The 20,656-nt window shown below is 52.2% G+C and carries 27 protein-coding genes; 10 read left to right on the plus strand and 17 right to left on the minus strand.

The genetic code is table 11. The features are described 5' to 3' along the window. Positions 1-39 precede the first annotated feature (39 nt). The 11 genes from KP814_RS21690 to KP814_RS21740 all read right to left on the minus strand — a co-directional run bounded on the left by KP814_RS21690 (position 40) and on the right by KP814_RS21740 (position 7,523). A complete protein-coding gene (locus KP814_RS21690) occupies positions 40-669 on the minus strand; it encodes a hypothetical protein (RefSeq protein WP_216738734.1) in 630 nt (209 codons plus the stop codon). Between the two features lie 233 nt (positions 670-902). Beyond that, complete coding sequence (locus tag KP814_RS21695) at positions 903-1,595, minus strand: hypothetical protein (RefSeq protein ID WP_216738735.1); 693 nt, start codon at positions 1,593-1,595, stop codon at positions 903-905. Between the two features lie 323 nt (positions 1,596-1,918). Next, on the minus strand, positions 1,919-2,149 hold the full coding sequence (locus tag KP814_RS21700) for a hypothetical protein (RefSeq protein WP_216738736.1): 231 nt from the start codon (positions 2,147-2,149) through the stop codon (positions 1,919-1,921). Positions 2,150-2,188: 39 nt separating this feature from the next. Continuing rightward, on the minus strand, positions 2,189-2,788 hold the full coding sequence (locus KP814_RS21705) for a hypothetical protein (protein WP_216738737.1): 600 nt from the start codon (positions 2,786-2,788) through the stop codon (positions 2,189-2,191). A 169-nt stretch (positions 2,789-2,957) separates the two neighbouring features. Further along, a complete protein-coding gene (locus tag KP814_RS21710) occupies positions 2,958-3,488 on the minus strand; it encodes a GNAT family N-acetyltransferase (RefSeq protein ID WP_216738738.1) in 531 nt (176 codons plus the stop codon). A 163-nt stretch (positions 3,489-3,651) separates the two neighbouring features. Then, positions 3,652-4,257 (minus strand): YdeI family protein, encoded by a 606-nt coding sequence (locus KP814_RS21715; RefSeq protein WP_216738739.1) that lies wholly within the window; start codon positions 4,255-4,257, stop codon positions 3,652-3,654. Positions 4,258-4,369: 112 nt separating this feature from the next. Next, positions 4,370-5,011: a hypothetical protein gene (locus tag KP814_RS21720; RefSeq protein ID WP_216738740.1), complete on the minus strand. Its 642-nt coding sequence runs from the start codon at positions 5,009-5,011 to the stop codon at positions 4,370-4,372. Between the two features lie 73 nt (positions 5,012-5,084). Continuing rightward, positions 5,085-5,495: a DUF4279 domain-containing protein gene (locus KP814_RS21725; protein WP_216738741.1), complete on the minus strand. Its 411-nt coding sequence runs from the start codon at positions 5,493-5,495 to the stop codon at positions 5,085-5,087. Between the two features lie 236 nt (positions 5,496-5,731). Beyond that, on the minus strand, positions 5,732-6,253 hold the full coding sequence (locus KP814_RS21730; protein WP_216738742.1) for a hypothetical protein: 522 nt from the start codon (positions 6,251-6,253) through the stop codon (positions 5,732-5,734). 126 nt (positions 6,254-6,379) lie between these two features. Then, the gene (locus KP814_RS21735) at positions 6,380-6,907 is read right to left on the minus strand and encodes a DUF1772 domain-containing protein (RefSeq protein ID WP_216738743.1); all 528 of its coding nucleotides are present in this window, start codon (positions 6,905-6,907) and stop codon (positions 6,380-6,382) included. Positions 6,908-7,040: 133 nt separating this feature from the next. Further along, positions 7,041-7,523, minus strand: coding sequence for a DUF6714 family protein (locus tag KP814_RS21740; protein WP_216738744.1), 483 nt, complete (start codon positions 7,521-7,523; stop codon positions 7,041-7,043). A 920-nt stretch (positions 7,524-8,443) separates the two neighbouring features. On the opposite strand from KP814_RS21740, the gene KP814_RS21745 reads away from it, so the two are divergent. The 3 genes from KP814_RS21745 to KP814_RS21755 are packed head-to-tail and all read left to right on the plus strand — an operon-like array spanning position 8,444 to position 9,978. Beyond that, complete coding sequence (locus KP814_RS21745; RefSeq protein WP_216738745.1) at positions 8,444-8,971, plus strand: DUF2867 domain-containing protein; 528 nt, start codon at positions 8,444-8,446, stop codon at positions 8,969-8,971. Positions 8,972-8,973: 2 nt separating this feature from the next. Then, positions 8,974-9,567, plus strand: a complete 594-nt coding sequence (locus tag KP814_RS21750; protein WP_216738746.1) for a TetR/AcrR family transcriptional regulator — start codon at positions 8,974-8,976, stop codon at positions 9,565-9,567. 6 nt (positions 9,568-9,573) lie between these two features. Next, entirely contained in the window at positions 9,574-9,978 is a 405-nt protein-coding gene (locus tag KP814_RS21755; protein ID WP_216738747.1) for a hypothetical protein, read from the plus strand. 6 nt (positions 9,979-9,984) lie between these two features. Here KP814_RS21755 and KP814_RS21760 read toward each other — a convergent pair whose 3' ends face one another. Next, positions 9,985-10,758 carry a helix-turn-helix domain-containing protein gene (locus KP814_RS21760; RefSeq protein WP_216738748.1) on the minus strand — a complete coding sequence of 258 codons (774 nt, stop codon included), beginning with the start codon at positions 10,756-10,758 and terminating at the stop codon, positions 9,985-9,987. 95 nt (positions 10,759-10,853) lie between these two features. Between KP814_RS21760 and KP814_RS21765 the strand changes: the two genes are divergently transcribed. Beyond that, positions 10,854-12,011, plus strand: coding sequence for a multidrug effflux MFS transporter (locus KP814_RS21765; RefSeq protein WP_216738749.1), 1,158 nt, complete (start codon positions 10,854-10,856; stop codon positions 12,009-12,011). A 65-nt stretch (positions 12,012-12,076) separates the two neighbouring features. Here the strand turns inward: KP814_RS21765 and KP814_RS21770 are convergent, their stop codons facing one another. From KP814_RS21770 to KP814_RS21785, 4 genes are all read right to left on the minus strand, one after another. Next, positions 12,077-12,319, minus strand: a complete 243-nt coding sequence (locus KP814_RS21770) for a hypothetical protein (RefSeq protein WP_216738750.1) — start codon at positions 12,317-12,319, stop codon at positions 12,077-12,079. A gap of 40 nt (positions 12,320-12,359) precedes the next feature. Then, a complete protein-coding gene (locus tag KP814_RS21775) occupies positions 12,360-13,127 on the minus strand; it encodes an ABC transporter substrate-binding protein (protein WP_216738751.1) in 768 nt (255 codons plus the stop codon). Between the two features lie 158 nt (positions 13,128-13,285). After that, positions 13,286-13,714 (minus strand): hypothetical protein, encoded by a 429-nt coding sequence (locus KP814_RS21780; protein WP_216738752.1) that lies wholly within the window; start codon positions 13,712-13,714, stop codon positions 13,286-13,288. 17 nt (positions 13,715-13,731) lie between these two features. Next, positions 13,732-13,962, minus strand: a complete 231-nt coding sequence (locus tag KP814_RS21785; RefSeq protein WP_216738753.1) for a hypothetical protein — start codon at positions 13,960-13,962, stop codon at positions 13,732-13,734. 256 nt (positions 13,963-14,218) lie between these two features. Between KP814_RS21785 and KP814_RS21790 the strand changes: the two genes are divergently transcribed. The 5 genes from KP814_RS21790 (at position 14,219) to KP814_RS21810 (ending at position 18,590) form a co-directional block, all read left to right on the plus strand. After that, a complete protein-coding gene (locus tag KP814_RS21790) occupies positions 14,219-14,452 on the plus strand; it encodes a DUF2892 domain-containing protein (protein WP_216738754.1) in 234 nt (77 codons plus the stop codon). A 21-nt stretch (positions 14,453-14,473) separates the two neighbouring features. Then, positions 14,474-16,396 (plus strand): bifunctional diguanylate cyclase/phosphodiesterase, encoded by a 1,923-nt coding sequence (locus KP814_RS21795; RefSeq protein ID WP_216738755.1) that lies wholly within the window; start codon positions 14,474-14,476, stop codon positions 16,394-16,396. Positions 16,397-16,589: 193 nt separating this feature from the next. Further along, complete coding sequence (locus tag KP814_RS21800) at positions 16,590-17,654, plus strand: substrate-binding domain-containing protein (protein ID WP_216738756.1); 1,065 nt, start codon at positions 16,590-16,592, stop codon at positions 17,652-17,654. A gap of 47 nt (positions 17,655-17,701) precedes the next feature. Beyond that, entirely contained in the window at positions 17,702-17,974 is a 273-nt protein-coding gene (locus tag KP814_RS21805; RefSeq protein ID WP_216738757.1) for a hypothetical protein, read from the plus strand. Between the two features lie 4 nt (positions 17,975-17,978). Then, positions 17,979-18,590, plus strand: a complete 612-nt coding sequence (locus KP814_RS21810; protein ID WP_216738758.1) for a phytanoyl-CoA dioxygenase family protein — start codon at positions 17,979-17,981, stop codon at positions 18,588-18,590. Here KP814_RS21810 and KP814_RS21815 read toward each other — a convergent pair. After that, positions 18,520-18,870: a hypothetical protein gene (locus tag KP814_RS21815; protein WP_216738759.1), complete on the minus strand. Its 351-nt coding sequence runs from the start codon at positions 18,868-18,870 to the stop codon at positions 18,520-18,522. The two genes, KP814_RS21810 and KP814_RS21815, sit on opposite strands and share 71 nt — an antisense overlap. A 260-nt stretch (positions 18,871-19,130) precedes the next feature. On the opposite strand from KP814_RS21815, the gene KP814_RS21820 reads away from it, so the two are divergent. After that, positions 19,131-20,651, plus strand: coding sequence for a zinc-dependent metalloprotease family protein (locus KP814_RS21820; protein WP_216738760.1), 1,521 nt, complete (start codon positions 19,131-19,133; stop codon positions 20,649-20,651). The last annotated feature ends 5 nt before the right edge of the window (positions 20,652-20,656 follow it).

Genomic DNA, 20,656 nt, shown 5'->3' on the forward strand with positions numbered 1-20,656 from the left:
CTCCATTAATCTTGGGGGGGTGAGGCCTGGCATGGAGGGCTAGCTGACAGCCTCGACTCTTTCGCTCCAGAACTCTGGCAGTTCTATTTCAAATCCCCCTTCATCATCCAACTCGCAATTAAAAACCCCTTTTTGCAAGCCTGATTTCAAGTTACTGAGGTGCTCGCTGAGGCTCGGCGCGAAAGAGCTAACGCCGTAGTCCTCCGTCACAATAACGATCTCTGTTTCCTGATTGTCTTTGAAGAATAACGCCATGTAATAGCCATCCCCATCAAATAGAGGCAAAAGCCGCTTTAGGTCGTCCACCAAGACCTCATCATCCACCTCTCCTTCGAGATCATTGAGTAGCGACAACTCACTTCCCTCCTCTAAGATCCACTCCTTATTAAACTCGTAATTGGCTAAGAACTGGCAGCCATGTTTAGTCTGAGGATTTTTATACATGTCAGAAATTGCTTTCACGGGAATAGGATCGTATCCCATAAACAGCAATGCAGAGTCTTCGGGCAAGCCATCAGCATTTATTAGCAAAGCAACGATTTCTGATGGCAGCTTTCTTCTGATTACACCCTCGATCCCCTGCACCAGGGCGAGGGCTTCAGCATTCCATGCATGATCTGTTTGCAATGCCTTTTGAGCCTGATCAATACCTTCGTAAATGTCTTCCACTCTGCCAGCCTCCCTTCACCAAATAACAAACTAAGCCCGTGTAGTGTATCCCCATATAATTTAGCAGAGATTCAAAAAGCCCATTACTGAGAGCGTCGCTTAAAACATGCCTTGAGAAGGCCGCGTACAGCGGGCGCTGTCCCACGCCAAGCATCATGTACCACCGGCGACTCTTGGAAGAGATGGTAAGGGAATGGTTTCCTGCGTTGAGCTATGGGTGTCAGGGGAAACTTTCAGTCCTCATCCCCGTTATTCTGAGAGTGAAACGTCGCGCTTTCGCATTCTGCGATCGCTTTGTACGCGTATTTCAATGTACTTTCTTTTGATGAGGATTCCGGCTCTGCGCGACGCCATTCATCGATAAACTCTCTGGCGGCGGCGAGATCTTCAAAATAGAGACTGCGACGAAACAGTGTCATCAGGTGCTCATCAGATTGTTTTTGAGGGTGGTCCAGCACCTGTCTGTTCCACCAGCTCTCCATTCTGCCTTTATCGAAGAAATCTATAATTTCTTCGTGCAAGTCAGGGTAGTGCTCAAGCACATAACTTTCTGTATTTTCTCCAAGCGCCACATACATGTATTCTCTATCGAATCCACAAGCCGTATCGAAGTTAGCGAATTTAGCGTCATAAAAAAGCGGAATGTCGCCGGGTCGTTTGAAGCTGGCCAGTAAATAGGCTCCCAAGGGCAGCGCTTCCCCTATTCCTTGATAATCATCATTCTCACGCGCAAGTATCTCTTGCTCGAAAAGAAACCGAACCAGCGTCTCATCGCTACTCTTAAGATCATATTGAAGCGCCAGCATGGCTGCGTATCTTGGCTTCTCATTAAGGTCGTAAGAATCTCCTTCCGCAGAAGCCCCTTCCGCGTATGCGAGGTCGCTCCAACGCTTTTCATTATGTCTGTAGATATCAATATCAAGCATATGTTCTTCCGTCAGCCTTATAATTCCTGACTCAAATCGTCTTTTACAGGGGTGTTACTGAATGCCTCCAGCAACCGCTATGTCACATCAACACTGAAACAATTACAGGCGCAGCTAAACATAACAATCTTTGGCTTCTGAGGCGTCTTGCCTTTTCTGCGGGCTTGCGAGTTGGCGATATCGATCGTCCGTCGAATCTCGGAAATATTGTCCCGAGACAAACGTCGGCCGCGACCATGAAAGGGACAACGCTCTCTTTCACCACTGCTGTCTTTTTTACCGGACATTTATCTACCTTTTTTCAGAAACCGTTTAGCGCCAGTTTAATAACCATACTTTTCCCGCCGAATTTTCTTCGCGTGTTTCTCATTGCCGCGTTTGTAGTTTCCGGTGAGTCTGGCCATCAGTTGTTGCATGTCTCCGAATGAGGCGCTGTCCGCCTCTTCGGCGAATTGGCGGGCTTTGTCGCCACGCAGGGTCGTGGCTTTCCTGCCGTGATGATAGATAGTGACTTCGTTGTCTTTGACAATATAAGTAAAGTTGAGGTCTTCCATTGTTATTCTTCTCTGTGTCGCGAGGAACCGGGCGGCAATCTAGCTGCGCACTTTCACCAGCTTCACCAGTCTGGCGCTGAAAAGTTTGCCCCAGACTTTTTTGTATAGCAAAGCGGGGATCACGAGGATCAGGTGAATGATAATAGAGAGTAGCGCATACAGGACAAAGGGGATCATCTTCAACGCAATCCAGCCGTCGCTGCAGCGGCAGTTAACAAACTCACTGCGCAGTTGCGCGATGTCGTTCAGCTCGCCGTTATCAATACGGCGACGCACTTTGGGGCAATACAGATTGCGGCTTTTGCAGCCCAGCAGATACGCCTTGAACACTCGTCGCGGGCTGACCGCCAAGGCGGTGGAAATAGCGATCAGGTTCATGAACATCAGAATGGGATGCAGCATGCTGCCCGTCCCTAACTCCCAGGCGCTGACCTCGCCTTCGCCGACTTGCGAGGCGCCATAGCCGGTAATCACATGATGCAGATCGTGGTACTTGATGTACTTGCGGCGCGTCTCTACGTTCGGCAAAGGAACCAGCAGACAGCCTACGAAAACTTCAACAAAAGCCGGCCGTTTACCGGTTTCGAGTTCAAAACCGCTTTCTATGTAGAAGGCGTTCAAGGCTTGTTCGATATTCATAGAACCCACAGACAGCATTTACTGCAAAACAGGTGTTGAACGACGCGCCCATTCACTCCCAACTTGCCGACAAAGAGGAAACCCATCCAGGCTGGGGAAGCTGCGCAAACTCAGTTCAGCAGTATAGCCGGAGCCATGGGGAAATAACGACGATTTTTAGTGAACGCGCTTATCCCCAACGCCGCAAAAATTCCTCTTTTGTCAGCTCGAAGTATTTGCAGGCCACGCCTTCAAATTCGCTGTCGCGGATATACTTAAAGCCCAGTTTCTCCATCACATTGATGGAACCCTGGTTTTCGATATGGGCGGTTGCGGTCAGCATGTCCAGTTCGGGGTCTTCGAATGCGTATTGAGCGAGCCTGATCGCTGCTTCGGTTGCGTAGCCTTTGCCCCAGGCTCTGCGCACAAGACGCCAGCCCATCTCCAGCTCAGGGCCAACGGCGTCGAGAGGGATGTAGGAAACCCAGCCCAGCAGTTCATCAGGGTTGTCTTTGGCGAAGATTGACCAATAACCGCAGCGCTCGCCAAAGTCGCCATTGATGCGCGAGAGAAGGAAGTCTACGTGCGCTTTCGATCCGTCATAAACGCCCGGGATATAGCGAGTGACTTCCGGGTCTTTATCCATGGCGATACAGGCCTCAACATCCTGCAGTCCCCGGGGTCTGAGAATCAGCCTTTCCGTTTCAAATATCTGCGCCATGAACTATTACTCCTATCACACTTCAACTAACTGTAGACGTGAGCTAAATAGCACAGTCTTTTGCGCTTTACTCTATTGAATTTGTGGGGGGATTTCTAAAGGTACAGCATTAGCCGCCGCAGTATTCAGAAATACGCGACGGCCGATTCAATGCATTCACGACTTAGCGGTCATTAAGTCCTTTGCCGTCCATAATCTGCTGCATGTGCCTGGCGACTCGTGAGGCGCGGGTTTTGGATTGTTTGGGTTCGGAAAAATGCAGGAGGTAGCCTCGCTGCCGTCCTGGCGTCAGGGCATTGAAAGCCTCTTTAAAGGCGGGGATTTCATCCAGTTTTGCCTGCAGCTCTTCGGGAATGACGTAGTCTTCCATGGTCTTGAAATCCACTTTCAGGCCCGCGTTCTCCACTTCCACCGCCTCGTGGATATACGCCTTGATCACGGCCTCCATATCGGCGATGTCCTCGGCTTTGGTAAAGGGAATCCGGCGCGCGCTTTGGGTATTTTCGCCCGGTTTCTCCAGCACGGACCTGGGGTCTTTCAGTAAGGCGCCTTTGGGGAACAGTATGGCGCAGAAATCCTTGAACCCCTGCAGAATGACGATGTTGTTTTGCTGCGAGGTATAGCAGGGTTTCCCCCATTTCAACTCTTCCACCAGCTCACAATCGAGGGCCATGCGCCGCAGCAAAGCCAACTCATCGCTCCAGCGTTCGGTTCTATCCAGAAAACTATCGACCTTGGGATTACTGCTTTGCTTAACGTTAAGGCTCATGGGAACTCCTTGTTATATTTGAGGGAAAAACCGCCACGCTGACCACGCCTCACCAGGGAGGTTCTGTTACTTCCTTCACGTCAACGCGCTATCGAACACATAGACTGCATAGTCATTTTTCGTAGACTAATACATCCGCCGCCTCGGGATAACCCCTTTCGCGTCCCCAAATTTCCACCTTGGCGGCAAAGCTGTTGAGAACTCGCTTCGCCTCTTCCAGCGCGTCGCAGAGAGACTGTCGGGAAACTCTGCAACTCAGGGGCGCGGGCATTTCGAAGGGCTCCCTATCCTCAACACATTGAATCTCCACCTCGACAGAATCCGACATCGCCTGGGGACAGGGATGCCCTTCCAGACAAAAAGGCTCCGCAAACGCCTCGGGTCTCGTAAGCGCCTCCCAGGAGGTTATATCGGCAAGCATGCCGCAGCATTGAGGAATCAATATTGGCGTGGAGCCTTCCATCAAAACCAATCCGCCGAACAGCCCACAGGACTCTTGTAACGGAGTATCTCCGAGGTGCAGATCAATCGCCAAAGCGACATCCGTCTGCGTCACGGCAACGGGATACCTTCGTGAACCAAGGGGAAACGAGCGCAAATCGCTAAAGCCCATACGCCGATTAAGCCGCCTCAGATAAGCATCCCAAGCTTCCGGTTCCGCCTGCCAGGAACCATTCGGCGCCGCCCCCTCCGCCTCTTTGACTTCCGCTGGATACAGAATTTCGATAACTGGAATGAGGGCGATTTTATTCATGATGTCATTCTGCAGTTATGCGAGCCTAGAGCTAAGGGAGAAAAGTAACGGTCTGTCTGCATACTGACTCGCCTCAATCTGGACGAATCACAATGACAGAGACACTAAACGGAACTTCCAGCGCCTGAAAGATCGTGAGACTCTGATACGGCACATCAAAACCTGCATGATCGCAATCAGAGCGATAACCGCAAAAAATATCCACTTTTAGCTTTTCCTTAAGCGCTTTTATGTTCTCAACATTAGCGCTAACTGTCGCCCATAATGAGTCCAGGTGTTCAGCAAGTGGTTTATGCTCATCAATCTCGGGCTTATAAATCCATACGTCCCGTTCAAACGGCTTACTTCGTGGTGAGCGTTTATCGCCTTTCTTATGTGAGTAAGTTGGCTTTACTCCTACAACCTTTGTGATTTCATCGAAATGCTCAATATCTCCGATGATTCTCAATGAGACCATGTAGCAAAAATAATAACCTTCTTCCATAGCAGCTTTAAATTATTAGCAGTGAGGGGTTTGTCGCCTTCGGGTATTGAGTCAACTCTCTGGGAGGCCCTTCGACAGGCTCAGGGCGAACGGTGGATAAGGGCATCACACAGTTGAAAGTTGGCCACAGAAATCTTCCATGATTATCATGTGTCGGAATAGCGGATTCATATCCGCTGAATGCCTTCAATCGGGAAAGAAGTTGTCGCCTAAGCTCGAAAGACTAAATGTACTGCCTAGAGTGAAAGCACTTTACCCATGATTCTTACTTCTTTAACCGAATCCGCCGGTATATCGAAGTGGAAACGCTGCTTTCTGCCTGCTTTGCTGGGAATGGTCACGTCCATGGGGTTATCGCCCGCTCTGGCCAGATTGGTGGCATAACCATCGGCGTCAATGGCGATAATGTTTTCGGAGTCTTTCAGATTGATAATGCGTACGGGGTTGTCGTTGGCATTCTTGAAACCGAGTTCGATATAGGAACCATTGTCTCCTTCTTTGTTGACGGACAGCAGTTCAACGCTCAGGTTCTTCTCCAGATCTGCGCCGTTATCAACGATGATCGCCCCATCCTGGCTTTGCCCTGTTTTTCTGCCCTCATCGACGCCTTCGTCCGCGCCTTCCAATAAATCCTTGCCAAATTTGACGATACCGGACACAACGGACTTGGTTGCGTCCGTGACTGTATTTTCTTTCGTTTCTTCCGCGTGTGAAAGCGAGCTCAGCGCCAGCAAAGAGATAACCAGTAACTTTTTCATTCTTCTTCCAAGATTAGTAATAGCTCTAAAAAATCATCATTCTATGTAACATTAAGTAAATTACCAGACCAAGACGCATGCATCTATAAACATGGCTGTTCAAGCAACCCCTCAAGCTGATCGATATTACGAGGACTTCGCCACTGCGCTTTGCTGGAAGGTTCTCATCACCAATGCGCAGATGCAGAACAGGAACGGCAGAAAAGAGGTCGCCACCCGTATGGCGTTGGCGTCATTCCAGCTGTTTCGGGTCTCCATCCAGTCGGCAGGCAAGCTGGTGGGATTCCAGGATTCAGTGTAGTAATTCAAAGGCAGATTGACTTGTTTGGTGAATATGATGACGCCTCCGATATAGGTCGCAGCCGCCAGCATAATAAGCCAGAACGACAGAGTTTTACGTTGTCGAAGATTCGCCGCTAATGCGATGATTGAAAATAGGCCGCCGCCAAAAAAGAAAGCAAAAAACATGGGATGCCGGACATTCTGATTAAACAGCGACTGCACCCGCGCATAAGTCTCGCCATCCACCTGCATCATCGCCAGATTCACATTGAAAGTATAAGTCCAGAAAAACCCCGCCATCACGCCAAACACCAGCGTGGCCAGACCCAGAGTTCCGTTTTCAAGGAGGGTGAAGGGATGTTTGTTTTGCATATAGCGCCCTCAGTTAAGCTAGCGTGGCCGTCTCTGTCCAGCGCCTAAGATAGCGACATTTAACTGATGACGTCAAAGGCGTGGGTATGACGATGGCGTTACAAAGTCACTTGCCTGACCAGTATCCAAGCCACTATCCCCAGTACCGTTTCGCCCCAGCCATCTCCTGCTCATCCAAAGGATAAAGCTCGAAGTCATGCAGATACATAATGGCTTCGAAGATGGCTTTTCGCTGCGCATCATTAAATACCACAAAACCGTCTTGTCTATATTCCGCCGGATTAACCAAACTGGAAATCATGCTTTGAAAAATATCGCCATTCAGCGTTTGACGAACAGCAAGGCTGAGATAGGCAGGGATATGGAACCTGAAACCTTTCGGATCAAAAAAATGTATGCCGCCAATCCAACATAATTCTTGAATAACCGTAGAGCTCAGAAGCTTGCGCCAATCATTCACTTCATCCTGATCTCTCGCTGTTGAACTCTTAGGGACGGTTCTGTAATGGTCAATCTCTACGGTTTCACGCAGACTAATCCCATCCTCAAGCGTTACATTAGAAAAGGCTGAGTTGATTCGTCTAAGCACGTTCTTTTTTCTTAATCTTTTTGACATCACTAAACAGTTCCTGGATGACTCCAGATAATCAAATACCTAGCCTCAGCCTTACTCTTTGCCAGTTCCTGGTTGCTTTGGGAAGAGAAGCAACCCTCCTAACGCCGACAGCGCCATCAATGGACTCCAAAACCAAAAGAAGCTATGAGGGGAATAACTCTGAATCAGGATTAGAATCGCGACCGGGATTAATATGTGCAGAAACAAAAGAATTTTCTGAGTAAAAGCTGTAGCGCCCGCTCTCCTTACACTAACGGTGAGCAAGACGGAAACTATGACCATAAACAGAGCAACAGAAGATGGCAGAAGCTCGGGTATAGCCACCGCAAAAATTACAATACTGACACCCAACATTAGTCCTGCGGAAAGAAAAGCACATATTTGATAGCCACTGATAGGTTTCACATCCATCCTCGTTTTCTCGCCTACAAATCCACACTACAAGACTCAAATTTCGAACGCCAATAGCGGGTATTTTGGCGTCAGCAAGTGCGGATGATATTGGAATCGTCCAAATGTTGCATCCATGACCAGTACAGACGCTCTTTCACTTCATACGTGAAACGAATGACGGGCGCAAAACGATAGCGTTACGAAGTCACTTCACTTGCCCCTTATTTCTACTCCGTTCGCCCTGAGCCTGTCGAAGGGCTTTCCAGAGCGTTTGAAAGGAGCACAGCTTTCCCATCAACACTATCCGTTGATAAGGATAAGGACCAGTGTCTTTGCGTTAACTCTTTGGGAGGCCCTTCGACAGGCTCAGGGCGAACGGTGGATAGAGGCAGGACATGGTTGATTTATCGCCCCAAGTTATCCAGCCGTCACTCTCCTCTTTACGTCACCCTATTTACGCCACTGCTTTTTCGCAATATCATCCATACCATACCTTACGGTATGTTTTAAAAATTCAGGAGGACGTCATGTCAGGTTTTAAGCTTTTTCGCGTTTCCGCTGTACCGATTCCTACCGATGACTATCTCGGCCAACGCGCCGCTCGACCCTATTTTCGCGACGCGCTTGCCGCGCCTGTCTCCAATAAGTCGTTGACGCCCGGACAATTGCAGAATGCTATTTTCACGGTGATGCCTCTGTGGGTACAGGCGTTAATGGCGCTGCGCAATAGAATTGTCGGCGTGTTGGGGTTTGAGGTTGGGCGGACATTTACGGATGACCGCAGCGTCTTCCCTCCTCGCGACCTCCAGGTTGGCGACGCCGTGGCGTTCATGCACGTTATCCATGCTGACGCCAGCGAAGTCGTCAGCTTTACGGAAGACAAGCATATGCAGTTTTATCTGTCCGTCTCCAAACAAGGCGAACAGGTGGTGGTCTCCACACTGGTGAACCTGAAGACGCTCACGGGACGCCTGTATATGGCGTTGATCAAGCCCTTTCACTGGCTGATCGCCCGGGTAGTCATTCATAACGCGGTCAAAGATGGACGCATCTAATCATGGTCAGCAAGAAAGTCAGAGCCCCGCTTCCCGCAAAATCCAAGCAGTTGTCGAAAACCGATTGGTTGGAGTTTGCGCTTAAACAACTGGTGAACAAAGGCCCTGACAGCCTGAAGATCATGCCGTTGTGTGAGGCGTTGAAGGTCACCAAGGGCTCTTTCTATCACCACTTCGAGAATCGCCAGGACTTCAACGACGCCTTGATGAGTCACTGGTACGAGCGCATGACCATGGAGTTCATTAAACAAGCGGACGCCGCCGGGGCGCCTCTGGAGCGGCTAAAAAAACTCGATCAGGTCATCGCCGCACACAATATCGAAGCGGAAATGCATATCCGCGCCTGGGCGTTGAAAGACGTCCAGATCGCTGAACACCTGGTGAAGATCGACAACCAACGACAGCAATATCTTAAACAGTGCTATCTGGATCTGGGCGCCGAAGACCGCCTCGCCGGGGAACTCGCTCAAATCGCCTACGGCCTGTTCCTCGGGCTGCAGCAGATTCATCCCAAACCCGGTATTGAGACCGCATTACACTTGGCGGCGATGGTTAGCGGGAAGTTTGTCTCCACTATCGGATCGCAGGAAGGCTAAGCATCCATGGCGGACAAAAGCCTTGAAGCCATACTTCGCAATATCGATTGGCTCCTATATTCCGGTCCCGACCTCTATGCGCCGGACAAAGTAATTGCGTCATTGCTTGCTCTCATCGAGCTACATGATCAAAACGCCTCGAAAGCAGTTAGCGAGACAGTATTGAACACCCTCGGGAATAACCATCAGGGCGTTTATTATCCTGCGGTGCTTGCCGCGCTGGACCTTCTAATCAGCATGGCGGAAGCCGCGGATCAGCCTGTCAGAATGCGCTGCGCACGCGCCATATTGAATGACCTGTATTATTTCGAGCCGGAGCTGGGGTATTACGACGGCTGTTCCAATGAGGAACTGAAACGCTTCGTATGCACAAAGCTACAGCCCTACTCCGACGCAGAATTTTCACGCTGATCGTTCTTATCCCCGCCGCACATACTGATAGGGCGTCTGCCCGGTGTGTTGGCGGAAGAAGCTGATGAAGGCGCTGTCGCTGGAGAATTCCAGGGCGTAGGCGACGTCGTTGACGCTCAGGCCTTCCGACAGTTTTTCGATGGATTTGAGCAGTCGCCACTGCTGGCGCCAGGACTGATAGGACATGCCCGTCTCTTTGTTGAAAAGTCGGGTGATGGTTTTACTACTGGCGCCGACACGGTTCGCAAGCTGGTTCAAGGGGTCTGGCAATGCGTCCGGGTGATTCAGGCTCGCCAGCCAGCCGGACAGGCGTTTGTCCCGCGGCAATGGCAGTTGCAGCGCTTCTGTTTTCGCCTGGCTGAGTTCTTCGCAAAACAACGCGCGCGTATTGCGCTGCTTCTCTTCGGAAATATCCCAGGGCCAGAAAGCCATTCGTTCTATCAACTCACGCATGAGTCCGCTGACGCAAAAAATACTGATACGGCCGGGCAGCGGCCCATTGCGGGATAAGTCGAAATACAGCGAGCGATAAGCAACCACGTTGGTCATTCTGACGCAGTGCGGGGTATTGGCGGGAATCCAGGCGGCGCGGGTCGGCGGCAGCACGCAGTGCATAGTATCCAGCGTGATGTTCATGCATCCCTTGGGAGCGTACAACAACTGCGCTTTTTTATGGTGGTGCATGCCCGAATCATGGCTGCCCACCTCCGCCGCCACACCGATAACGGCGTTATGCAGCTGGTCTGCGTCGAACTGGGCTTCTCCGTCTATTAGCGCCATCTGTCTCTATCTTGTGGTTTTATGACCCGGTTATGTTATTTGACCACAACTTCCGTCCCTAAAATAGCCGCCTTTATGTGCTCATTGGAGGAAGTATGACATCGCACAAACCGGCGACAGGACTGCTGTTCACCTTGTTGATGTTCCCACAGATTGCGGAAACCATTTATAGCCCGGCGCTGACGGATATCGCCCATCACTTCGCCACGCCCGAACACGCCGCGGCGCAGACGCTTTCCATTTACTTTATCGCCTTCGCCCTGGGAGTGGGATTCTGGGGCGGCATGGCTGATCGTATCGGCCGTCGCCCCGCCATGCTTTGCGGGCTGGGCCTGTATAGCCTCAGCGCTGCGGCGGCGCTGATCGTGGATCAGTTCGAAACGCTGTTGTTCGTGCGCGCCTTGAGCGCCTTTGGCGCGGCGGTCGGGTCAGTGGTGACGCAGACCATGTTGCGCGACGCCTACCGTGGAGCCGACCTGGCGAAGATGTTCGCCGTCATGGGACTGGGTATGGCGATCAGCCCTGTGCTGGGATTTTTCGCCGGCGGACTATTAACGGCGTTCGGCGGCTATCTGAGCGTGTTTATCGGCTTATTCGTCATGTCGACTGCGCTGCTCGGACTCAGCGCCAGACAATTGCCGGAAACCCGCCCGTCTACATTGAACGCAGTGGCATTGAAAATCCTGGCGTCACAGCTGGCGCGGGATGGATACGTGTTGCGCCATATGGCTCTGGTGGCCCTGTTTAACCTCATGCTGTTTTCGTACTACTCCCTGGCTCCGTTTATATTCGAGTCACTGGGATATTCCTCCGTCGAATTCGGCTACAGCGGCGTCATCCTGGCTATCGGTTCGCTGACGGGCAGCCTGTTGAATCAGGCGGGATTAAAGCGCGGCATATCCCCGACGCAACTGACCCGCGCTGGAATAGCCATGGCGATGCTGGGAGGCCTCGGCGTCCTGCTGACTCAACACAGCCTTTGGTTCCTGGCGCCGATGTCCTTGACCCTGATGAGCTACAGCATTGCTATCCCCAACATTCTCAGTCAGGCGCTGGTGCGTTATCGGGCGAACGCCGGCGCGGCGGGAGCGCTGTTTGGGTTGGCTTATTATCTGTTACTGGGTATTGGATTAATTGCTTCGGGATGGCTGCAAAACCTTGGCGCCGTACTCCTGAGCGCCGCCACGGGCTGTCTGCTGCTATGCGCATGGGCGGCGACGCCACAGCCCGATATGGCGGAAAACAGTGTCTGAGGTCTCAGGCTTTAATGGCGGGCCAACACAAGGAGAGAATGCGCAAGCCGAGACTATTTCTGGGATTACCAGGAGTAGTCATATTGGAGGAATTCGCCGGTTTCCGGATCGACATATCTTAGAAAGCTGATATTGCGGTCCGCCATTCTCTCGCTTTTCAAGCCGAGGTCCCGGGCGCTGGTTTTGAACTCTTCCACCAGGTACGCTTGCTCGCCCCGCGTGACATTCCAGACGCTGTTCCCCTCTCTGATTTCATTGTCGAGCAATTGGTTCAGCTTGGCTGATCTGAATCTGAAGTCGCTATGCATTCTGTTTCCTCTTCACTTCTTTGCAGCTGGCGGGGTTATGTTATTGAATATCCGGCGGCACCGTCAGGTCATACTTGGCGACAATGGCGTCGAACTCGCCGCTCTCCTTCAGTCTTAGCAATTCCTTGTCGAAACGATCGCGCAAAGCCGTCAAATCTCGCGCCTTGGAAAAGGCGATAAAGCTGGGCAGGCGCTCCACTTCCAGCGGCAATCGGGAGATATGCTTGTTGAAGCCGGTCTTCTTCAACTCCCAGTCCGCGACGTAAATGTTGCTGATCAGAATATCAATCCGACCCAGCATCAGTTTCTTGAAGTTCTGTTCGATATCTTCGACTCGCTGCACTCTCAGTTGATTGCGCATTTGATCAAACACCGCGCCATAGCTGATGGTGGAGACCACGCCGAATTGCTTGTCCTGCAGCGCGAGCAAGTCGCCATTGAAGTTTATGGGGGAGTCTTTCCTGGCGTACAACGCGATAACCTGGGGAATCAGCACCACATTGGAGTAATCCAGAAACTGCTCTCGCTCCGGGGTTTTGTAGGCGGTGAATATGGCGTCCGCATCCCCTTTACGCACCCGGTCCAATGAGCGGCTCCAGGGATGCACGTCTATGCTCACCTGCAACCCTAACGCCGCCATAATACGATGCACCACTTCTACGGCGACGCCTGTAGGTTCGCCATTCTCCCCAGTAAATTCCAGCGGAGGAAACTCCAAGGTGACAAAACGATACGCCCTCTCTTCAGCCCAGGCGCTTTGACAAGCGATCCCCCAGGCAAACAGAAACAACAGTATCGTTTTAAACATGCAGCCGACATTCTCTAGAGTTTTATTCGTTGATTAAGAGTAGCTTAGGGCGATAGCGCACTCAACCGATGGCGAACCATAACGCGCCGGAACCTGGCCCGCAGCAAACAAACCACTTAAGATTGCTTGATCTTTAACTATTGATACGCCGGTGGCGATTACGAGCCCATCAGCAACTGGATATAGCTCACCCCATCCTTTGTTCCAACTATTTCAAAGTCTTCCAGATAGACATGGTGGTAATCGCCGGTGGTGTGAATCATCTGGTTCGCTGACTTGGCCAGATCCAGCCAGGTTGGATTTTGCAAGGGTTTGCTCTGGTAGCCCGTTCCCTCTCCCCAGAACGCATCATGAGGCTGCACGACTATCACTTGTCCCTCTACGGCCACTTCGTGCAGATTATTAACCGGCATCCCTTTGGCGTCTTCTCCATAGGCGCTGTAAATCACCACGCACTCTTCCGGTATGTCAACGCAGACCTGATTGGCGATGGCGTCCATTTTCGCAACCCATTCATCATCCTGAGCATCCGCGCGGGCGATATCGCCCCATAACAACAACGCCAGACAGACTATTCCTATCTTCATGTGTTAAGCGCCTCTATTTAGGTAGTAATTCGGAAATTGGGGCCGTATTGGCTTGGGCTCCAACCTTGATCCAATGCAGTTTTGATGAGTTTCGCCACGTACGCAGGGGTGATGCTGAAGTCGCTCAGATCAGAGCCATAGATAATCTGCTCATACAACAATTGGCAAGGCGCTTCCGCCAGCTCGACATATACGTCCAACCAGCCGTCATTGCCGCTGCTTCTCCAGCGGTACGCTATGTTATCCACGATGATTATCCGGCTTTTCTTTTTCGGCATCGTCATGTTGTCGCCCTATCTACTCAATCCTGCTGACTCAACTTCGCGTTATTAAACAACAGATTGACAAAGGCCCCAACAGATTTCAGGCGGAGACGGCCATTTCTCCGATGTTCCTCAGGGCGCGCAGGACAAGGCTGTTCGGGACATTGCCCTAAATTCAGGCTGCTATACTTGGCCTTATAGGCATTTTGTGTTCAACCAACCAGCATCAAGGGAGGCGGCCATGAAAGCGCTGAAGAAGAACCTAAGCTCATTGGATCGCACCCTGCGTGGCGTCATTGGCGTTGTCGTAACGGGGGCGGGCGTGTTTGGCGGAGAGTATATCGGCGAGCCGATTGTGCAGGCGATTCTGATTGCTTTTGGCGTATTAAATCTGATCTCTCTCGCCACCGGTTGGTGCGTCGTTTATCAAATCGCCCATATAAGCACCCTGAAACCACCGGCGGAACAGTCCTGACGTCGCCGGGAGCATTTATCAATGGACGCGCAGGCGCTCCAGATCGACCCAAGACTCAGATCCCATCTGCTGCTGGCCACTTTGAGTCTCGCCATTTTCGTCTCCACCGTTTTTGTGGTGGTCGCCTATCGCATCGCGTCGGATCTCGGCGTTAATTCCGAGCTGAAAGCCGCTGAAATCAATGTCGCCTTACTCAGCGCGCAAACCGACCTCGCCAATAGTGAGAGCGAGCTTGAATCCCTGTTGGCGCCGAGCGGGCATTACATCGAAGAACTGCAGGTTAAAGAAAATATCGGGGTTCTGGTAAGAAACGACACCGACTTCGTCGTCTTTTCCAGCGGCGTGTCTCAATCCACAATAGAAGCGGTTACCGCCCTGCTCGACGAAGAAACAACCGGCTCAGGCCTGATCGAGCTGGAGGGGGAAACCTACCTGTGGGCGGCGATCAAGAGCCATCATAACAAGCAGAATTACTCCCTGTGGGTGCAGGAAACGTCTTCTCTGGACACGCTTCTGCACTATATAGCCACACGCTTGACCGTGACGTCGTTTCTGACCTTTTGGGTGGCGGTATGGGGCGCGTTGATTCTATCCGGCATCATCACCAAGCGTATTGAGAAACACAATGAGGCCCTCGCCTACATGGCGTCGCACGATTACCTGACGGACCTGCCCAGCCGACGCTATGTGTTTGAACAGATGTCGGCGCATATCGAAAAGGCCCGCGGCGCAGACGACTGCAGCCACTGCGGCGCCCTGCTGCTGTTGGACCTGGACCAGTTCAAGGAGATCAACGACACGCTTGGACACTCTTATGGCGACGAGATATTGAAGAAAATAAGTCGTCGCTGGCGGGATGCGCTGCCCTCTTCCCATATCCTGGCCCGCACCGGCGGCGACGAATTCGTGGTCTGGACAGCGAACCTGAAAACCGACAACGCGGCGAAAATCGCCGCTCCGCTCATTGAAGCCTGCGAACGTCCATTCGAAGTCAGCGGCATGTTGCTGAACGTGGACGTCAGTATCGGCGCCGCCTACTTCCCCAAAGATGGCGACACCATCGAAGAATTAATGAAGAATGCGGACATCGCCATGTATCACGCGAAAAGAAAACGCTCCCGGCTGGAAATGTACGCCGCCGCCGACAACCCCTACACCGAAATACGCGTGCGGCTAGCCGGGGAAGTCACCCAGGCGCTCAGCGAAGAGCAATTTGTACTCCATTACCAGCCTAAAGTGCATTTGCAGACCTGTCAGGTCACCGGCGCCGAGGCGCTGGTCAGGTGGAACCATCCACGGGAGGGCCTTATCTATCCCGGAGCGTTCATCGAACTGATAGAACATAGCGACTATATTCACGCCTTCAGCCGGTACGTGCTGAGCCACGCCATTCAGCAGATTCAGAAGTGGCGCGACCAGGGCCTTGAAGTCTCCGTCGCCGTGAATCTGTCCCCCTACAATCTGCTGGATCGCAGCATGACGGCGTTCATCCGCGAGCAACTGGATCACTATGGCGTTACGCCGGAGATGCTGGAAATCGAACTCACGGAAACCGCCACCATGATTGATATCCAGACCACACAGGCTGTGTTCAAATCCTTCCGCGAGCTGGGCGTGAAGTTATCATTGGATGACTTTGGCGTAGGCATGAGTTCGCTGTCCTATATCAAGAATCTGGAGCTTGACTGCATCAAGCTGGACCGCAGCTTCGTATTGAACATGCTGAGCGATCCCTGCGATAAAGCCATCGTCCAGACGATGCTCGATTTGTGCGCGAACCTCGGTTATCAGGCGGTCGCAGAAGGCGTTGAAACCCAGGAACTGGCGGATCTATTGACCAATCTGGGATGCGCCTACGGTCAGGGGTACTTTTTCGCCAAGCCCATGCCGGCGGACCAGTTTGTCAGATTTATGCAGGACACCCCCAAACGACGCTCCGCCTGAGGCGGCATAGCGTCCCCTCTTACGTCCCCAATGATGAAAGTCGAGCCGTTCTACGCCTTGGCGTAGCTCACGCCAGCGGCTCAACCTCATTTCGTTCAGGCTCTTTACGCATCCTCTGCTATATAATTAATCGAGAAGTCGTTTACTCTCGGACAACCCTAAACTTTGCAGTGAATCCGCAATACGGACACCCATGCGTTATTTGCTACCAGTTATCGCCTTGCTGCTGACGACCTGCTGCGTTCAGGCGGAGAGTCATGCGGCCAACGCCTCCTCTGTGACCTGGAACGGGCCAACCACGGGTCCTGCAGCGCAGCGGAACAAAAATATTGTGTTCGTGTCCCAGGATTCCAATAACGGCGGCATTTCCAGTCTATATCGGCATTTCCAGCTGGCGGCGCAACAGCTCGGTTGGAAGCTGGAATATATCGACAGCAAGAACAATTTACATAGCGCCAAGTCCGCCTTATTGCAGGCGGGCCACGCCAATGCCGACGCCATTGTGCTGGGCGGGGTTTCTCTCTCCAGCCTTCGGGATGAAGCGCGCATCGTCAAGCGCAAAGGCATCATCCTGGTGGGCTGGCATGCGGCGGCGGAACCAGGGCCAACTGAGGAGCTGTTTAACAACATCGCCACCCCGTCCTTCGCTGTCGCACAAATGGCGGCGCAATACGTGGTGCAGCATAGCGAAGGCAAAGTGGGCGTGGTGATCTTCAATGATGCGCGCTTTGAGGTGGCCAACGCAAAAACCGAGAATATGCGCAAGATCATCTCACAATGCGATCGCTGCCGCGTGTTGTCCATTGAGAACATCAGCCTTGGCCAGACAGTGACGGAAATTCCCAAAGCTGTGGACAGACTGGTGGAAGAGTTTGGCGACGCCTGGACCCACAGCCTGGCGATCAACGACCTTTATTTCGACTCCATCAGCTTCCCGCTGCGCAAACACAATCGCACGGATATTCGCAGTATTTCCGCCGGAGACGGCTCCTTTCAAGCGTTGAACCGCATTCGTAGCGGCCTGTCCACCCAGGTGGCGACGGTGGCGGAGCCCGCCGGCGTGCAGGGCTGGCAACTGGCGGATGAACTGAACCGCGCTTTCGCTGGCGCGTCTCCCAGCGGCTATGTGACCGAGCCGCTGCTGATCACCTATGAGAGCGTGCATAAAACCGATATCTACAACCTCGGCGGCGATATTCCCTATCGGGAGTGGTACGAAAAAATCTGGTTCGGCGCGCCGCTTCCGTCCACGCAGTAAAGAGTTGTCAGCCTTCCGTAACCGTTCACTGACAGGGAGACGCCGCGATGAGGGAGATAACCGCACAATTTGACCGTGACGGCTATGTCCATATTCCCGCCTTCTTAACGTCCGATTTAATTCATCGTTATAACACGAGACTGACGCAAGTGATGCAGGACTGCGCGCAGGCGCCGGTACAACATGTGGCGTACTGCGGCGCTCAGGCGCTGTTTCGCGTTAATGAGCTGCTGCGCTATTTCGGCGCGCATACGCTATACATTCTGGGTATGCCTGCGCTGCAGCGCCTGACTCAGACCCTAAGTGGTCTGCACGTATGAGTCGATGTTGGTGCGCTCGGCCGCCAACGCCACCCAGGTTGACTGGCATCGGGATATGAATCATCAGCAGAATGGTCGGATCTTTACCTTGGGAATTTATCTCGACGCCGCGCTGGCGGAAGAGGACGCGTTGCAGGTTTTGCCGGGTCATCATCTATCCGACGTCTCCGTTTCCACATTAACGTCAATGCTAGCCGGCACAATGATAACGCCGCTACGGCTCCCCACCCGACCGGGAGACCTGTTGCTCCATGACGTCAGGTTGCCCCACGCGTCTCCGCCAGTGGTCAGCGAGCGCATACGCAAGACTTTGTACTTTGAATTTCGCCCTGTGCGGCTGCTGCAAAACGCTAATCCATATTGGCTGACGCAGCGTCGACGCCTGAACGACATCGCCCAGAGCCTGTATGCGCGCCTTCATGATAAGGATGAATCAGAGTGGTCGTTAACTCAGCAGGAAACAGACTGGCTGGAGGTCTTATATCAACATAGGCAACTGCTGGAGGGGGCGGAATATGCGGCTAATTCAGGATCGCAGGCCAGCCTTAAAAAGCCACCAGTGAGGACAGAAAGAATACAATCACGCCCAGAATCAGCAACTCCGCCAGACCGATAATGACGCCGTACAGTATGCGCAGCGAACCAGGCAGTTTGCTGACGAACTTTCTGTCGTACATCCAATGACTCGCCTCAATGGCTCCCAGCAGCGGCAACCCCATCAATACAGCGCCGATCCAGAATGTCATCGAAGGATATTCAACGGGCCCATTCACTAACCAGAGACCCAGTCCAGTCAGGAAACTCATAACGAGGCATAAAACGAGCGTGAATGCGCTGACGCCCCTTTTTCCATAAGGGTTCGCGTCTTTCAGACTCCAGGAGTCCTCTTTGTTCATTTTTCTAATTTTCCATAATGCGGATTCGAAATAGCAGGCCATATCATAGGAGCTAACGTCCTTGTTGAGAACCTAAAGATAACAAATTATCTTATTTTTCATTTAAATTTCATAAAAATCAGCCATTTGCATCTCCCTTTTAACCTAAGCCGCGTTCGCTCTTCGTCGTAAGTACATATGAGGACTTAAACGTTTTAGATCGTTTGCGTATATTGCCCGCCCTTTTTAAATACAACTATTACTTGTGTGCTTTTAAAACAATGATTCAATTAAGAAAAACACTGGCTATCGCAATAGGCGCCTGTTTATCCCAGTTTACCTGGGCGGCTCCCACCCACAGCGTGGACGTTATGGTGGTTTACAGCGCTCAAGCGCAAGACCAGTACGTCAGCAACAACGAAGAAATTCAGCAAAAGATCGCCGACTACGTGGCTTTCACCAATCAGGCTTTCATTAACAGCAAGGTGGATATCCAGCTGAATCTGGTCCACAGCGAGGTGATCTCCGACGCAACCCTCAGCGTGGACAATCAGGACATCAGCGATTCTCTGGCATCCTTGCAGCAAAACCGTTACGTCCGTGAACTACGCGGCCGCTATCAGGCTGACCTGGTAATGATGCTGTACGACCAAAATGACCCTGCGTCAGCCACCTGCGGCATTACCGCTCCAGGCTCAATTTTGGCCAATAAAGGCATTTTCTCTATCAACAATATCGACAGTGCTTATGGACTGGTTGACGTGAACCCAAGTTGCGCCATTGATATTTGGGGCGACAACGTCACCCCCTATCATTTTGCGCACGAATTGGGCCACCTGTTTGGATTGGGACACGGCTTGCCGACAGAGCAAACAGAGTTTGTCCAAAATCAACCTATGCTGGACGGGTTATTCAAAATGCTGGATGGCGAAGGTTTCTATAGCAGCCGACCAGCCTTGCCGTTCGCCACGGTTTCCACACTTGAGGAAGCCGTCGAAGCGCAGGTATATCCTCTGCAACATGCTTTTGCTTTCGGTTATGGCGGCCCAACCAACCGCGAAGTTTCCACCATTATGGCTTACCCTCATGATCACGGCTACGCATCCTGGGTTCCCTATTTCTCCACGCCAGATATTAAGGTCTGCGCATATGGTCTTACGAGTTGCCAGGAATCCGATGAAGTAGCAATCGGCGGTGACCTTGGGAACGGCCTGCAAGCCAACAACGCCCTCGCGTTGAATCTGGCGGCGCAGCAGGTCGCCAATTTCTGTAAGAACGACCAGCAGCTGGCCAACGCCAAGGGGACGCCGATGCAGTTTGCCGTGGGCGCACCCACAGCGGGCTGGCACCTGGACAACCTTGAAATTGACTTCTCAGACAATAAGCCGGGGGCGGTCTATCCCTGGATTGAGGGCGAGGACGAGCTCTCTGTAATCGAAGTCGACATTAACGGCGAGATGACCAAAGTATTGCAAGTGGAGAACGCCGCCAACCTTCCTACGGCAGGCGTTAACCTGACCTGCGACCTGAAGCCTGGCGACGTTTACCAACTGAAGGCGAAAGTCAAAGGTCTGGAAGACGGCGCAGCGACCCTGTGGCTCTACTACGAAACCCTAAGCGGCGCGAAAGAATGGTTTGAAGTGAGCAGACAAACCGTCACCGCCAGCGACTGGACCACACTGGAAGCCGCGGTGCAAATGCCGGACGACCTGACTCACGTACAAGCGGTGATTTACGGCGTAGATCAAGCCAAGGGCTTTATGCTGAAATCACTGGAAGTGTCTGAGGATCGGGCGCTTTAATGTCT

Origin of the sequence: Hahella sp. HN01 (assembly GCF_018986435.1) — a bacterium.
GTDB lineage: Bacteria > Pseudomonadota > Gammaproteobacteria > Pseudomonadales > Oleiphilaceae > Hahella.